Source organism: Micromonospora sicca (assembly GCF_003172935.1).
GTDB classification, from domain to species: Bacteria; Actinomycetota; Actinomycetes; order Mycobacteriales; family Micromonosporaceae; genus Micromonospora; species Micromonospora sicca.
This window is the reverse complement of the sequence record NZ_QGKS01000085.1, coordinates 1-15,130: the sequence shown is the minus strand read 5'-3', so window position 1 is coordinate 15,130 and position 15,130 is coordinate 1. Positions and strand designations below refer to the sequence as shown.

Sequence of the window (15,130 nt, the reverse complement as noted above, 5' to 3'; positions counted from 1 at the left end):
CCTGACCCCGCCCCCAGCTTCGGTTGATCATGAAGTTGTTGCCGCGACGCGCCGAGGCGCGGGACAACAACTTCATGATCAACCGAAGCTGGGGGCGGGGTCAGGTGGTGGGGGTGTCGCGGTGGCGGAAGGCCGTGAGGCCGGTGGCCGACAGCAGGGCGGCCAGGGCGGTCAGCAGCCAGAGCGGGGTGGCGTGCCAGTGGTCGCCCAGCACCTGCGGGGTGTGCGTGAACGGGGAGAGGTCCAGCAGCCACTGGCTCAGCTCCAGCACCGCGCCGAGCTGGCCGAGCAGCACGCAGACCGCGAGCACCGCCCAGGCCACCGGGGCGAGCCGGGGCAGCAGCCCGTAGAGCAGCACGGCGAGGCCGGCCAGCACCCAGGCGGCCGGCAGCTGCGCCAGCGCGGCGCCGACCAGCCGGGGCAGCTCGCCCGGCACGTCGTGGACGCTGATCCCGTAGGTCAGGCCGGTCGCGAAACCGGTGACGGCGAGCACCACCGCCGGCCCGACCAGGGCGAACAACACATGCGACAGGAGCCAGCCGGTCCGGGTCACCCCGGTGGCCAGCACCGGCTCAGCCTGCCCGTCGGTCTCCTCCGCCCGCATCCGCAGCGCGGCCTGGATACCGTAGCCGGCGGCGGCCAGCCCGGCCAGGCTCAGCGTCGCCCCGAGGTACGCCTCGGCCAGCCCGGAGGCGCCACCGATCCTGGTCATGATCTGCTCCAGCTGGGGGTTGCCCTCGACCGAGCTGCCGGCGGCCTTCGCCGCCCCGCCGAGGATCAGCCCGAGCAGGCCGAAGCCGACCGACCACCAGAGGATCTGCCCGCGGTGCAGGCGCCAGGCCAGGCCGGACGGCCCGCTGAGGGCGCGCCCGGCGGTGGCCGGCCCGAGCCGGGGCGGCAGCAGCCCGGCACCCAGGTCGCGGCGCACCGACAACGGGTACGCGACGGCGGCGAGCAGCGCGGACAGCCCCACCGACAGCGCCGCCACCCACCACCGGTCGCCTTCGTACGCCCGGATGCGGGGCGCCCAGCCCAGCGGGGAGAGCCAGCTCAGCCACTCGCGCTCCGCCGCGTCACCGGCGAGGCGGAGCGCGAAGGCTGCCCCGAGGACGGCGATCGCGATCCCCCGTGCCCCGCCCGCCGTCTCGGTGAGCTGGGCGGCGAGCCCGCCGACGGTGGCGAAGACGATCCCGACCAGCGCGCCGGCCAGCCCGTACGCCAGCGAGCCGGCGGCCGGCAGGCCGGTGGCGACGAGCCCGCCGGCGGTGAGCAGGCCGAGCAGCAGGTTGGCCGCGTACGTCACGAGCAGGGCGGCGGTCAGGCCGGCGTACCGGCCGAGCACGGTGCCGCCGAGCAGTTCCCGGCGGCCGGCCTCCTCCTCGGTGCGGGTGTGCCGGATGACGGTGAGCAGGCTGGCCAGCGCGATGATCACCAGCAGGAAGCCGCCACGCTGGGCGGTGAGCGCGCCGACGCTCTCGCCGTACACCGGGCCGAGGAGCGCGACGATCGACGGGTTGCGGGCGGTGCCGGCGGCGTACGCGGCCCGCTCGGCGGCGGTCGGGAAGAGCTCGAAGAAGCTGGCCGCGTACGACATCGGCAGCACGGCGAGGACCAGCACCCAGAGCGGCAGCAGGACGCGGTCCCGGCGCAGGATCAGGCGGACCAGGTGACGGGTGCCGGTGAGGGTGCTCATCGGGTCGCCTCGGCGCCGGTCGACTCGTAGTGCCGCAGGAACAGCTCCTCGAGCGTGGGCGGCTGGCTGACCAGGCTGCGTACGCCGATCTCGGTGAGCCGGCGCAGCGCGGCGTCCAGCGCGGCGGTGTCCACGTCGAAGCGCACCCGGTTGCCCTCGACCCGCAGGTCGTGCACGCCGGGCAGGGTGGCGAGGCCGTCCAGCGGCCCGGCGAGCTCGGCGTCGATCGCGGTGCGGTGCAGGTGACGCAGCTCGCCGAGGGTGCCGGTCTCCACGTTCCGGCCGTTGCGGATGATCGTCACCCGGTCGCAGAGGGCCTCCACCTCGGCCAGGATGTGGCTGGAGAGCAGCACGGTCCGGCCGTCGGACTTGGCGCGGCTCACCCACTGCTGGAAGACCTCCTCCATCAGCGGGTCCAGCCCGGAGGTCGGCTCGTCGAGGATGAGCAGTTCGACGTCGGAGGCGAGGGCGGCGACCAGGCCGACCTTCTGCCGGTTGCCCTTGGAGTAGGCCCGGCCCTTCTTGCGCGGGTCCAGCTCGAAGGATTCCAGCAGCTCGGCCCGGCGCTTCGGGTCCAGCCCGCCGCGCATCCGGCCGAGCAGGTCGATCACCTCGCCGCCGGACAGGTTGGGCCAGAGGGTGACGTCGCCGGGGACGTACGCCAGCCGTCGGTGCAGGGCGACGGCGTCCCGCCAGGGGTCGCCGCCGAGCAGTCGGACGGCCCCCGCGTCCGCCCGGAGCAGGCCGAGCAGCACCCGGATGGTGGTCGACTTGCCGGAGCCGTTGGGGCCCAGGAAGCCGTGCACCTCCCCGGCGCGGACGGTGAGGTCGAGTCCGTCGAGCGCCCGGGTCCGGCCGAAGGTCTTCACCAGGCCGGACACCTCAATCGGAGTTTCCATGATTTGGAAGCTACGCTCGTTTCACAGACTTGTGAAGACTGTGAGACCTGAGGCACGATCGGGTCCAGGACATGGCAGTGAGGAGCATCCGCCGATGGCTGACGACCGCCACCCCGCCCGGAACGAGGAGGAGATCCACCTCTTCGTCGAACGGATGGCGATGGCCTTCGCGGACGTCGGCTTCCCCCGGATGGCCGCCCGCGTGCTCTTCACCGTGATGAGCGCCGACGGGCCGCTCACCGCCGGTGAGATCGGCGAGCGGCTGGGCGTGAGCGCCGCGGCCGTCTCCGGCGCGGTCCGCTACCTCACCCAGTTCGCCATGCTGGTCCGCGAGCCGGTGAAGGGCTCCCGGCGGGACCGTTACCGGATGCCGGACAACCCCTGGTACGAGGCCACGATCACCAAGACCGGGCTCTACAAGAACTTCATCGACATCGCCGCGGGCGGGGTGGCGGCCCTGGCCGGGCGGGAGACCCCCGGCGGCGAGCGGGTCAGCGAGATGCGGGACTTCTTCCTCTTCGTACAGGAGGAGATCGACTCGCTCGGCGAGCGGTGGCGGGCCCGGCGCGCCGCGACGGGACACGGCGACCGGGCCGACGCCTGACCGTCAGGCGCTGTTGCCCCAGCGGGCCTGCTCGAGGATGTCCACCGCGCGCTCCCGGGATTCCGGGCCGTCGTCGCCGCGCAGCAGGGCGGTGGCCTCGTCCACCGCCTCGGTGAGCACCCGCCACTGGGCGTCCCGCTCCCGCACCACGTCGGACTGGGCGGCGAGCTGCCGGGTCTTCACCCACAGCTCGACGAAGACCGACACCTTCGCCCGCAGCACCCACGGGTCGAACGGCTTGGTCAGGTAGTCCACCGCGCCGACCGCGTAGCCCCGCAGCGCGAGCTGGGCGTCCTTGTCCGCGGCGGTGAGGAAGATGATCGGTACGTGCCGGGTCCGCTCCCGCCGCTTGATGTGACTGGCCGTCTCGAACCCGTCCATGTCCGGCATCTGGGCATCCAGCAGGATCACCGCGAAGTCGTCCACCAGCAGTTGCTTGAGCGCCGCCTCGCCGCTCTCCACGGCGACCGACTGCACCGGAAGCCCCTGGAGGATCGCCTCCAGGGCCATCAGGTTCTCCCGCCGGTCGTCCACCAGCAGCGCCTTGGCCATCTGTGTCACGAATACTCCTCGCCTCGGCTGCCGCTGACCCACGACGCCATCAACTCGATCAGCTCGTCCAGGTCGACCGGCTTGGTGATGTAGTCGCTACCCCCGGCCGCGAGCGCCGACTCGCGGTCACCCGGCATCGCCTTCGCGGTCAGGAAGACGATCGGCAGGTCCGCGAAGCGGTGGTTGCGCCGGATCTGCCGGGTCGTCTCGTACCCGTCCTGGTCCGGCATCATCGCGTCCATCAACACGATGTCCACCTCCGGATGCTCGGCCAGCAGGCGGACCCCGTCCACCCCGTTGTCCGAGTACAACACGGTCATCCCGTGCAGTTCCAATGCGGAGGTCAGGGCGAAGACGTTGCGGACGTCGTCGTCGACGATCAGCACGGTCGCTCCCTCCAGCCGCCGGGTCGCCGGGGTCTCCGGCGGCTGCGGCAGCTCCATCGGCATGAGCAGCGACGACGGCAGGCCCGCGCGGCTCGGCGACGGCGGCGCCGGCGCCACCACCGCGTCCGGCGCCAGCACGTCCGGTACGAAGAGGGTGAACGTCGAACCCTGCCCGGGCGCCGACGACACGGTGATCGTCCCGCCGATCAGCCGGGCCAGGTCCCGGCTGATCGACAGGCCCAGCCCGGTTCCGCCGTACCGGCGGCTGGTGGTGCCGTCCGCCTGCTGGAACGCCTCGAAGATCAGCGACAGCTTGTCGTCCGAGATCCCGATGCCCGTGTCGATCACCGTGAACGCGATGACCTGCCGGGCATTGGTCAGCGCCGGCACGTCGAAGACGGCGTTCTCCGCGGCCGGGGCGATCCGCAGCGTCACCGCGCCGTTGTCGGTGAACTTCACCGCGTTGGAGAGCAGGTTGCGCAGGATCTGCTGCAACCGCTGGGCGTCGGTGACCAGCGCCGGCGGCAGGTCCTTCGCCACCCGGACCTGGAAGTCGAGGCCCTTCTCCTCGGCCTGCGGGGCGAACGCCTGCTCGACGTATCCGCGGATCTCGGAGAACCGCACCTCGGTCGGCTCGACGTCCATCCGGCCCGCCTCGATCTTGGACAGGTCGAGGATGTCGTCGATCAGCGAGAGCAGGTCCGAACCGGCGCTGTGGATCGTCCGGGCGAACTCGATCTGCTTGCGGGTGAGGTTCTGCTCCGAGTTCTCGGCCAGCAACCGGGACAGGAGCAGCAGCGAGTTCAGCGGCGTACGCAACTCGTGGCTCATGTTCGCCAGGAACTCCGACTTGTACGCCGACGCCCGGGTGAGCTGCTGCGCCTTCTCCTCCAGGCCGAGCCGGGCCAGCTCGATCTCCCGGTTCTTCGTCTCGATGTTGCCCTTCTGCTCGGAGAGCAGCTGGGCCTTGTCCTCCAGCTCGGCGTTGGTGCGCTGCAGCTCGGCCGACTGCTCCTGCAACTCCTGCGCGAGCCGCTGGGACTGGGCCAGCAGCTCCTCCGTACGCCGGTTGGCCTGGATCGTGTTGACCGCGAGGCCGAGGGTGAGCACCAGCCGCTCCAGGAACGACAGGTGCAGCTCGGAGAAGGTGGTCACGCTGGCGAACTCGATCACGCCGAGCAGCTCGCCCTCGAAGAGGATCGGCAGCACCACCAGGTCGGCCGGGGGCGTCTCGGCCAGTCCGGAGCGGAGGACGAGCCGACCGTCGGGCTGGGCCTTGACCCGGATCGTCCGGCGGGAGAGCGCGGCCTGCCCGACCAGCCCCTCCCCCGGACCGAACGTCACGTCGTGTCCCCGCGCCACGTAGCCGTACGAGGCGGTCAACCGCAGTCGCATGCTCCCGTCGGAGCTGTCCGTCAGGAAGAACGCGCCGAGCTGCGCGTCGACCAGCGGGGTCACCTCCATCATGATCATGCGGCAGACCTCGCCGAGGTCCCGCTGGCCCTGGAGCAGACCACTGATCCGGGCCAGGTTGGAGTCCAGCCAGCCCTGCTCGGCGTTCTTCTTGGTCGTCTCCCGAAGGGTGACGATCATCTGGTTGATGTTGTCCTTCAGCTCGGCGACCTCGCCCTGCGCCTTGACCGCGATCCGCTGGGTCAGGTCGCCCCGGGTGACCGAGGTGGAGACCTGGGCGATCGCCCGGAGCTGGGTGGTCAGCGTCGAGGCGAGCTGGTTGACGTTCTCGGTGAGGTCCCGCCAGGTGCCCGAGACGCCCTTCACCTGCGCCTGGCCGCCGAGCTTGCCCTCGATGCCGACCTCTCGGGCCACCCGGGTCACCTCGTCGGCGAACGACGAGAGCTGGTCCACCATGGTGTTGACGGTGTTCTTCAGCTCCAGGATCTCGCCCTGCGCGTCCACCGTGATCTTCTGGCCGAGGTCGCCCTTGGCCACCGCCGTGGTGACCGAGGCGATGTTGCGCACCTGGCTGGTCAGGTTCGACGCCATCGAGTTCACGTTGTCGGTCAGGTCCCGCCACGTACCGCTGACGCCCTTGACCTGAGCCTGACCGCCCAGCTTGCCCTCGGTGCCCACCTCACGGGCCACCCGGGTCACCTCGTCCGCGAACGACGACAGCTGATCCACCATCGTGTTCACCGTCGACTTCAGCTCCAGGATCTCCCCCTGGGCGTCCACCGTGATCTTCTGCGACAGGTCGCCCTTGGCCACGGCGGTGGAGACCTGGGCGATGTTGCGCACCTGCGCGGTCAGGTTCGACGCCATCGAGTTCACGTTGTCGGTCAGGTCCCGCCAGGTGCCGGCGACGCCGCGCACCTGGGCCTGCCCGCCCAGCTTGCCCTCGGTGCCCACCTCACGGGCCACCCGGGTCACCTCGTCCGCGAACGACGACAGCTGATCCACCATCGTGTTCACCGTCGACTTCAGCTCCAGGATCTCGCCCCGGGCGTCGACGGTGATCTTCTGCGACAGGTCGCCCTTGGCCACCGCCGTCGTGACCGAGGCGATGTTGCGCACCTGGCTGGTCAGGTTCGACGCCATCGAGTTCACGTTGTCGGTCAGGTCCTGCCACGTGCCGCTGACGCCCTTGACCTGAGCCTGACCGCCCAGCTTGCCCTCGGTGCCCACCTCGCGGGCCACCCGGGTCACCTCGTCGGCGAACGACGACAGCTGGTCCACCATGGTGTTGACCGTGTTCTTCAGCTCCAGGATCTCGCCCTGGGCATCCACGGTGATCTTCTGCGACAGGTCGCCCTTCGCGACGGCCGTGGAGACCTGCGAGATGTTGCGGACCTGGCTGGTCAGGTTGCCGGCGAGCTGGTTGACGTTCTCCGTCAGGTCGCGCCAGGTGCCGGAGACGCCCCGCACCTGGGCCTGGCCGCCCAGCTTCCCCTCGATGCCCACCTCACGGGCCACCCGGGTCACCTCGTCGGCGAACGACGACAGCTGGTCCACCATCGTGTTGACGGTGTCCTTCAGCTCCAGGATCTCGCCCTGCGCGGCGACCGTGATCTTCTGCGACAGGTCGCCCTTGGCCACGGCCGTGGAGACCTGGGCGATGTTGCGCACCTGGCTGGTCAGGTTCGACGCCATCGAGTTGACGCTGTCGGTCAGGTCCTTCCAGGTGCCGGCGACGTTCGGCACCTCCGCCTGACCGCCGAGCTTGCCGTCCGTGCCCACCTCCCGGGCCACCCGGGTCACCTGCTCGGCGAAGAGCCGCAGCGTGTCGGTGAGCGAGTTCATCGTGTCGGCCAGCTCGGCGACCTCGCCCCGCGCCCCGACCGTGATCTTCTGCGACAGGTCGCCCTTGGCCACCGCGGTCGCCACCTGGGAGATCGAACGCACCTGGCCGGTCAGGTTCGACGCCATGGTGTTCACCGAGTCGGTGAGGTCCTTCCAGGTGCCGGCGACGCCGCGGACGTCGGCCTGGCCGCCCAGCTTGCCCTCGGTGCCCACCTCGCGGGCCACCCGGGTCACCTCGTTGGAGAAGGACGAGAGCTGGTCGACCATGGTGTTCACCGTGCGGCCGATGCGCAGGTACTCACCGCGCAGCGGCCGGCCGTCGATCTCCAGCGCCATGTGCTGGGAGAGATCGCCGTCGGCCACCGCCACGATCACCCGGGCGATCTCCGTGGTGGGGCGGCCCAGGTCGTCGATCAGCGAGTTGATCGCCCGCTGACCCTCCGCCCACGAGCCGTCCAGGCCCTCGTCGTCGAGGCGTTCGGTGAGCCGGCCGTCCCGCCCGACGATCCGGCTGATCCGGCGCAGGTCGAGGTGCTGCCGCTCCTGCAGCGACACCACGTCGTTGAAGGCGTCGGCGACCTCGGCGGCCAGGCCGGCCCGGCGGGGCAGCCGGACCTTGAGGTCGCCGCTGCGCACCCGCCGCAGGGCCTCCACCAGCTCACCGAGCAGCACCTCGTGATCGGGGGCGGACGGATCCGCGGCTGTCGACTGTTTCGCCGTGGTCATCATTCCTCGCTCAGCTCGGGGCCCGGCTCGTACCGACACGCGCCTATCCCACCATTCTGCCCGTGCCGCCGTCGAGGCTACGACGTGCGCGCAGCCGCCACTCCCACGCGCCGTCCGAGCGGCCCGCCGCCCGGCCCCCGGCGCTCCGCCCCATCGGTGGGCGTCGCGGGTGCGGCCCGCGCAATCGGCAGGGGGTTTGGCAGCCGGGGCGACGGCGGTGGAGGATACGGAGGTGTCAGCGGAGGCGGAACCGGGCATGACCGACAACTCGGACAGTCATGTCCGTAGCGTCCGGCTGCCCGCCGACCGGCGTACGCCCGCCGCCGCCCGGGCCCTCGTCCGGTCCGTGCTCGCCGAGGCGGACCTCGAGGAGCTGCTCAACGAGGCGCTGCTGCTCACCACCGAACTCTCCACCAACGCGGTCGAACACGCCCGCACCGAGCTGGACATCGAGGTCGCGGCGGACGAGACCGGGCTGACGGTGACCGTCTCGGACTTCGCGGCCGGGCCGGTGGACGAGCTGGTGGTCGGCGTCCGCAACGTCTCCGACGAGATCACCGAGGTCGCCGAGCGGGGACGCGGCCTGCTGCTGGTGGACCACTTCGCCAGCCGCTGGGGCACCACCTACCTGCCCACCGGGAAGGGTGTCTGGTTCCGGCTGGACCGGCACGACGCCGCGCCGCCGGAGCGGCGGACGGCGGCCGCGGAGGCGCACAGCCACCTCGCCGACGGCGACGACGCGACGCGCGACGCGCCGAGCGCGGCCGCGATGAGCGAGCTGATGCAGATCAGCCCCGATCCGTACGCGGAGGACCCGCTGCCGGAGTTCGCGACCGGTCTGGTGACCCGGCTGGCGGAGATGGTCGGCGCGGCCGGTGGCGTGGTCCGGCTGGACCGGGGCGACGGGCAGGGCACCCAGGTCCTGGCCCGGTACGGCCGGCAGCCCCGGGACGACAACGAGCTGGTCCGGGTGCCGCTGGCCGTGCACCGCCCGTACGCGGGAGAGCTGGAGCTGGACGCGGCACCGTCCGCGTACGCCCGACCGCTCGCGGTGCTGGCGGCCGAGCGGCTCTCGCTGCACCTGGAGAACGATCGGCTGCGCCGGGCGGACGTACGCCGGTCGGCCTGGCTGACCTTCCTGGCCGAGGCGAGCGAGCTGCTCGCCCAGTCCCTCGACGTCGAGCTGACCATGGCGCTCATCCCGCAGCTGGTGGTGCCCCGGCTCGGCCAGTGGTGCGCGGTGCACACCACCGACGAGTGGGGTCGGCTGCGGCTCGCCGCGGCCAGCCACGCCGACGAGTCGGTGCTGCCGCAGCTGCACAAGGTGCTCCAGGAGACCGGGCCGGACTCGATCCAGGCCCGGTTGCGCGAGGCGTCGCGGAGCGCGTCGCAGGTCCCGCTCGGCGCCCCGATGGAGGGCTTCGCCGTCCCGCTGATCGCCCGCGGCCAGCGGCTCGGCACGCTGGCCGTCGGCCGGCACCAGCGGCACCGGCACGACCCGGACGAGGTCTCGGTGCTGGAGGACGTGGCCCGCCGGGCCGCCCTGGCGATCGAGAACGCCCGGATCCACGCCGAACGGCGCCGGGTCGCGCAGACCCTCCAGCAGTCGCTGCTGCCGCCGGTGCTCCCGGTGGTGGAGGGCATCGGCTTCGCCGCCGAGTACGTCCCGACCGGCGACGACGCCGAGGTCGGGGGCGACTTCTACGACGTGGTGCCGCTGCCGGACGGCCGCTGGCTGGTGGTCATCGGTGACGTGTCCGGCAAGGGCGTCCAGGCGGCGGCGGTCACCGGGCTGGTCCGCGACGTGATCCGGGTGCTGGTCGGCGACGGCAAGCCGTTGCCGGAGGTGCTGAGCCGGCTGAACGAGACGCTGGTCGAGCGGGGCGGCGGCCGATACTGCACGCTGGCCCTGGCGGCGGTCGGGCCGGCCGGGGGCGACCAGCTCGACGTGGCCCTGCACCTGGCCGGCCACGACCGGCCGGTGCTGCTGAGCGGCGGTGGTGGCGCCGACTTCGTCGGCACCGGCGGCACGGCGCTCGGGCTGCTCGACTCGATCGCCACGCCCACCGCCGAGATCTCGCTCGGCCCGGGCGACGCGCTGATCTTCTACACCGACGGGGTGACCGAGCGCCGGCGCGGCCGGGAGCTCTTCGGCACCGAGCGGCTGCGCGACGCGGCCGCCCCGCTGGCCGGCTACTCGGCGGACGTGGTCGCCGCCCGGCTGCGCGCCACCGCGATCGGCTTCTCGGTGGAGGCCCCCCGCGACGACATCGCCATCCTGGTCCTCCGCAACGACGCCCTCTGACAACGGAGGTCAGAGACCGCCGGGGAGGCGGCCGGGGGCGAGGCGCTGGTGCGGGTCGAGGTGCTCCTTGGCCGCCCGCAGGCGGGGCAGCGTGGGCAGGTCGCCCCAGAGGTCGACCACCCGGCGGACCGGCGCCGGCGCGGCCACCACGACGCAGCGGCCCCGCCGGGCCAGCAGCACCCCGCGCACCGCGGCGACGATCGACGCCACCCGGTCGGGCGGCAGGGACCCGGGCAGCGCGGCGTGCACCGTGCCGATACCGGCCGAGCCGCGGACCGGCACCGCGCTGCCGGCGGCGTCGCGCAGCGCGTACACCGCCGCGTGCAGGTCGTTGATGGGCACCTCGATCCGCAGCGCGGTCTCGCCCGGGCCGAACGGGTAGCGCCCCCACCACTCCGGGGCGGCGTGCCCGGCCACCGCCTCCGGGCCGAGCAGGCCCACCAGCCGCTCCACGCGCTCCGCGACGTCGGCCGGGCCGCCCTCCAGCAGCACCACGAGGCTGCCCGCCGCGGCCGGCCCGACCGACCGCCGGGCGATCGAGGGATGGTCGGGCCGGCCGAGGACCGAGGGGTGGTCGGGGTGGACCCGTCGGCGGGGCAGCGGGACCGGGACGGGCAGGTCCAGCTCCACGGCGGCCGGGTCGAGCCGGGCGGCGAGCACCGCCCGGACCAGGTCGTGCACCTCCAGCGGGGTCCAGACCGGCCGGGTCACCCAGACCCGGCTGGCCGGCACGGCCTGCACCCGCATGGTCGCCGAGACCAGCACGCCCAGGCCGCCCTGCGAGCCGCAGAGCAGCCGGGCCACGTCCAGCCCCGGCACCTGCGCCGCGCCGAACAGTGCCGCCGCGCCGCCGCCCGCCGCGCCGCCGCCCGCCGGTTCGCCGCCCGCTGGTTCGCCGCCCGCCGGCCCGGCCTGGCCGAGCCGCGCGGTGCCGGCCGCACCCAGGCTGACCAGCTCGCCCTCGGCGTCCAGGTAGCGGACCCCGACCAGTTGGGCGCACGGACTGCCGTGCCGGTGCCGCAGCGGGCCGGCCTCGTCGGCCGCGAGCACCCCGCCGAGGGTCGCCCCGGGAGAGGGCACGTCGATCGGCAGCCGCTGGCCGGTGCGGTCCAGGGTCGCCTGGACCGCCCGGAGCGGGGTGCCGGCGCCGATCTCGGCGACCGGTGAGCCCTGCGGCTCGTGCCAGATCCCGGCGAGCCGGCCGGTGTCGAGCATGATGTCGACCTGGGCCGGAGCGGCACCCCAGTCGATCTTGGTGCCGGCGCCGCGCGGCACGACGGTGAGCTGGTGCGCGGCGGCCAGCCGCAGCACCTCGGCGGCGGCGTGCGGACCGCCCGGCACCGCCACCCAGCGCGCCGTCCGGCCGGCCACCTCGTCGGCGGGGCCGGCGAAGCGGGCGAACGGCGGGCCGCAGATCTCCGCCAGTCGCCGGGTGATCTCCAGGGCTCCGGGCCGGTTCGTGGAACTCGCTGCAGCCGCCATGCCGGTCATCGTACATGTGTTCGAAAGACGTGGTGGCGGGGTTGCCGGATCCCGTGCCGCGCGTACCCCACGACGGCGCGCCGGGGGCCGGTAACGTGACGCCGTGACCATCGAGACCCCCGACAACTCCAGCTCGGCGCGTCTGTCGCCGCGCCGCGACCTGGAGCCGTCGCCCGTACCCGTCGCCAAGCGCGTCCCGACCGAGCGCACCCACCACGGCGACACCGTCGTCGACGAGTACGCCTGGCTCGCCGCCAAGGACGACCCGGAGACGATCGCCCACCTGACCGCGGAGAACGCGTACACGGCGGCGCGCACCGCGCACCTCGAGGCGCTGCGCGCGCAGCTGTTCGAGGAGACCCGCCGGCGCACCCAGGAGACCGACCTGTCGGTGCCGACCCGCAAGGACGGGTACTGGTACTACACCCGCACCGTCGAGGGTCAGCAGTACGGCGTGCACTGCCGCCGGGCCGTCCGCGACGGCGAGACCGCGCCCCCGATCAGCGCCGACGGCGCCCCGCTGGACGGCGAGGAGGTGCTGCTCGACGGCAACCTGCTCGCCGAGGGGCACGACTTCTTCTCGCTCGGCGCGTTCGACGTCAGCCCGGACGGCCGCTGGTTGGCGTACTCGACGGACTTCGCCGGCGACGAGCGGTTCACCCTGCGGATCAAGGACCTCTCCACCGGCGAGGTGCTGGCCGACGAGGTGCCGGACACCTTCTACGGCACCGCCTGGTCCACCGACGCCTCCACCCTCTTCTACGTCACGGTGGACGAGGCGTGGCGGCCGAACCGGGTCTGGCGGCACACCGTCGGCACGGCGTCCGGCGAGGACGTGGTGGTCCACCAGGAGGACGACGAGCGGTTCTGGGTGGGCGTCGAGCTGACCCGCTCCGAGCGGTTCGTGGTCATCGACATCCACAGCAAGATCACCAGCGAGGTACGGGTGATCCCGGCGGCCAACCCCACCGGCGAGCCGGCGATCATCGCGCCCCGCCGGCAGGGCGTCGAGTACGCCGTGGAGCACCACGGGCACCGGTTCCTGATCCTGCACAACGACGGCGCGGAGGACTTCGCGCTGGCGTACACCTCGGCGGACGCGCCCGGCGACTGGACGCCGCTGATCGAGCACTCCCCCGGCACCCGGCTGGAGTCGGTCGACGCGTTCGAGAACCACCTGGTCGTCTCGCTGCGCACCAACGGCCTGACCGGGCTGCGGGTGCTGCCGGTGGGCGGCGGCGACCCGTACGACATCGACTTCCCCGAGCCGATCTACAGCGTCGGGCTGGACGCCAACCCGGAGTACCGCACCAATGAGGTGCGGCTGCGCTACACCTCGCTGGTCACCCCCGACTCGGTCTACGACTACGACCTGGTCACCCGGCAGATGGTGCTGCGCAAGCAGAAGCCGGTGCGGCCCGGGCCGGACGGCCGGCCGTACGACCCGGCCGACTACGAGCAGCACCGGGACTGGGCGCTCGCCGACGACGGCACCCGGGTGCCGATCTCGCTGATCTGCCGCAAGGGCACCCCGCGCGACGGCTCCGCCCCCGCCGTCATCTACGGCTACGGGTCGTACGAGGCGAGCATGGACCCGTGGTTCTCCATCGCCCGGCTCTCCCTGCTCGACCGGGGCGTGATCTTCGCGGTGGCGCACATCCGCGGCGGCGGCGAGCTGGGCCGGCGCTGGTACGACCAGGGCAAGCTGCTGGCCAAGAAGAACACCTTCACCGACTTCGTGGCCTGCGCCCGGCACCTGGCCAAGGCCGGCTGGACGGCCGCCGACCGCCTCGTGGCCCGGGGCGCCTCGGCCGGCGGCCTGCTGATGGGCGCGGTGGCCAACCTGGCCCCGGACGCGTTCACCGGCATCGTCGCGCAGGTGCCCTTCGTGGACGCGCTCACCTCGATCCTCGACCCGTCACTGCCGCTGACCGTCACCGAGTGGGAGGAGTGGGGCAACCCGCTCGACGACCCCGAGGTGTACGCGTACATGAAGTCGTACACCCCGTACGAGAACGTGGCCCCGGTCGACTATCCGGCCATCCTCGCGGTGACCAGCCTGAACGACACCCGGGTGCTCTACCACGAGCCGGCCAAGTGGATCGCCCGGCTGCGCGCGGTCGCGCCGCAGGGCGACTACCTGCTCAAGACCGAGATGGGCGCCGGCCACGGCGGACCCAGCGGCCGGTACGACGCCTGGCGTGAGGAGGCGTTCATCAACGCCTGGATCCTGGACCGCCTCCGCCGCGCCTGACCACCGACGGAGGGGCCCGGGTCGCCGGCCCCTCCGGTCAGGCCAGCACCGACGCGAGCCGCGCCGGGTCGACGTTGCCGCCCGTCACCACGGCGACGGTACGCCCGGCGGGCAGTTCGTCGCGGTGCGACAACCGAGCCGCCAGGGCCACCGCGCCGCTCGGCTCGGCCACCAGGCGCGCGTCCCGCACCAGCCGACCGGTGGCGGCGAGGATCTCCTCCTCGGTCACCGTGACGATGCCGTCGAGGCGGTCCCGCAGGTGGGCGAGGGTCAGCGCGGACAGGTGCGTACGCAGCCCGTCGGCGCTGGTCCGGTAGGTCCGCTCGACATCCCAGACCACCACCTCGCCGGCGGCGAGCGACTCCTTGGCGTCGGCGGCGAGCAGCGGCTCCACGCCGATCACCAGGGCCGACGGGCGGAGCGCCGGCACCGCCGTGGCCACTCCCGAGGCGAGCCCGCCGCCGCCCACCGGCACCAGCACCACGTCCACGTCGGGCAGGTCCGCGACGATCTCCAGGCCGATGGTGCCCTGCCCGGCGATGACCCGCCGGTCGTCGAAGGGCGGCACCAGCGCGGCGCCGGTGTCGGCCGCGATCCGTTCCGCCTCGGCGAGCCGGCGGGCCGGCGGGACCAGGCGCACCTCCGCGCCGAGCGCCCGGATCCGGTCCACCTTGACCGGCGGCGCTCCCGCCGGGACGACCACCGTGCAGGGGACGCCCGCGGCCCGCGCCGCGTAGGCGAGCGCCTGGCCGTGGTTGCCGGACGAGTGGGTCACCACGCCCCGGGCCCGGGTCGCCGGGTCTAGCCGGGCCACCGCGTGGGTCGCCCCGCGCAGCTTGAACGAGCCCACCGGTTGCAGGCTCTCCGGCTTGAGCCACAGCTCACCGTCCCACGGGGCCGGCAGCAGCGGCGTACGCACCACCGTCCCGGCGATGTCGTCGGCGGCGGCCCGAACGTCGTCGATCGAGATC

General features: G+C 73.1%; 9 protein-coding genes. 3 read left to right on the top strand and 6 right to left on the bottom strand.

Annotated elements, in window-relative coordinates; translation table 11 throughout:
* Window positions 1–100: 100 nt before the first annotated feature.
* Together DKT69_RS03000 and DKT69_RS02995 are read right to left on the bottom strand one after the other, a co-directional pair.
* Entirely contained in the window at window positions 101–1,693 is a 1,593-nt protein-coding gene (locus DKT69_RS03000; protein WP_109800068.1) for an ABC transporter permease, read from the bottom strand.
* A complete protein-coding gene (locus DKT69_RS02995; protein WP_109800067.1) occupies window positions 1,690–2,592 on the bottom strand; it encodes an ABC transporter ATP-binding protein in 903 nt (300 codons plus the stop codon). The genes DKT69_RS03000 and DKT69_RS02995 overlap by 4 nt, the downstream gene beginning before the upstream one ends.
* 94 nt (window positions 2,593–2,686) lie before the next feature.
* Between DKT69_RS02995 and DKT69_RS02990 the strand changes: the two genes are divergently transcribed.
* Window positions 2,687–3,196, top strand: coding sequence for a GbsR/MarR family transcriptional regulator (locus DKT69_RS02990; RefSeq protein ID WP_109800066.1), 510 nt, complete (start codon window positions 2,687–2,689; stop codon window positions 3,194–3,196).
* Between the two features lie 3 nt (window positions 3,197–3,199).
* On the opposite strand, the gene DKT69_RS02985 is transcribed toward DKT69_RS02990, so the two are convergent.
* Together DKT69_RS02985 and DKT69_RS02980 are read right to left on the bottom strand one after the other, a co-directional pair.
* Window positions 3,200–3,757 (bottom strand): response regulator, encoded by a 558-nt coding sequence (locus tag DKT69_RS02985; RefSeq protein WP_109800065.1) that lies wholly within the window; start codon window positions 3,755–3,757, stop codon window positions 3,200–3,202.
* Entirely contained in the window at window positions 3,754–8,118 is a 4,365-nt protein-coding gene (locus DKT69_RS02980; RefSeq protein WP_109800070.1) for a hybrid sensor histidine kinase/response regulator, read from the bottom strand. The genes DKT69_RS02985 and DKT69_RS02980 overlap by 4 nt, the downstream gene beginning before the upstream one ends.
* 256 nt (window positions 8,119–8,374) lie before the next feature.
* Between DKT69_RS02980 and DKT69_RS02975 the strand changes: the two genes are divergently transcribed.
* Window positions 8,375–10,423, top strand: coding sequence for a SpoIIE family protein phosphatase (locus DKT69_RS02975; RefSeq protein ID WP_201749461.1), 2,049 nt, complete (start codon window positions 8,375–8,377; stop codon window positions 10,421–10,423).
* Window positions 10,424–10,432: 9 nt separating this feature from the next.
* Here the strand turns inward: DKT69_RS02975 and DKT69_RS02970 are convergent, their stop codons facing one another.
* Complete coding sequence (locus DKT69_RS02970) at window positions 10,433–11,905, bottom strand: FAD-binding oxidoreductase (protein WP_109800063.1); 1,473 nt, start codon at window positions 11,903–11,905, stop codon at window positions 10,433–10,435.
* Between the two features lie 160 nt (window positions 11,906–12,065).
* Between DKT69_RS02970 and DKT69_RS02965 the strand changes: the two genes are divergently transcribed.
* Window positions 12,066–14,159 (top strand): S9 family peptidase, encoded by a 2,094-nt coding sequence (locus DKT69_RS02965; protein WP_109800069.1) that lies wholly within the window; start codon window positions 12,066–12,068, stop codon window positions 14,157–14,159.
* Between the two features lie 37 nt (window positions 14,160–14,196).
* On the opposite strand, the gene DKT69_RS02960 is transcribed toward DKT69_RS02965, so the two are convergent.
* Window positions 14,197–15,129, bottom strand: coding sequence for a threonine ammonia-lyase (locus DKT69_RS02960; protein ID WP_109800062.1), 933 nt, complete (start codon window positions 15,127–15,129; stop codon window positions 14,197–14,199).
* Window position 15,130 lies beyond the last annotated feature (1 nt).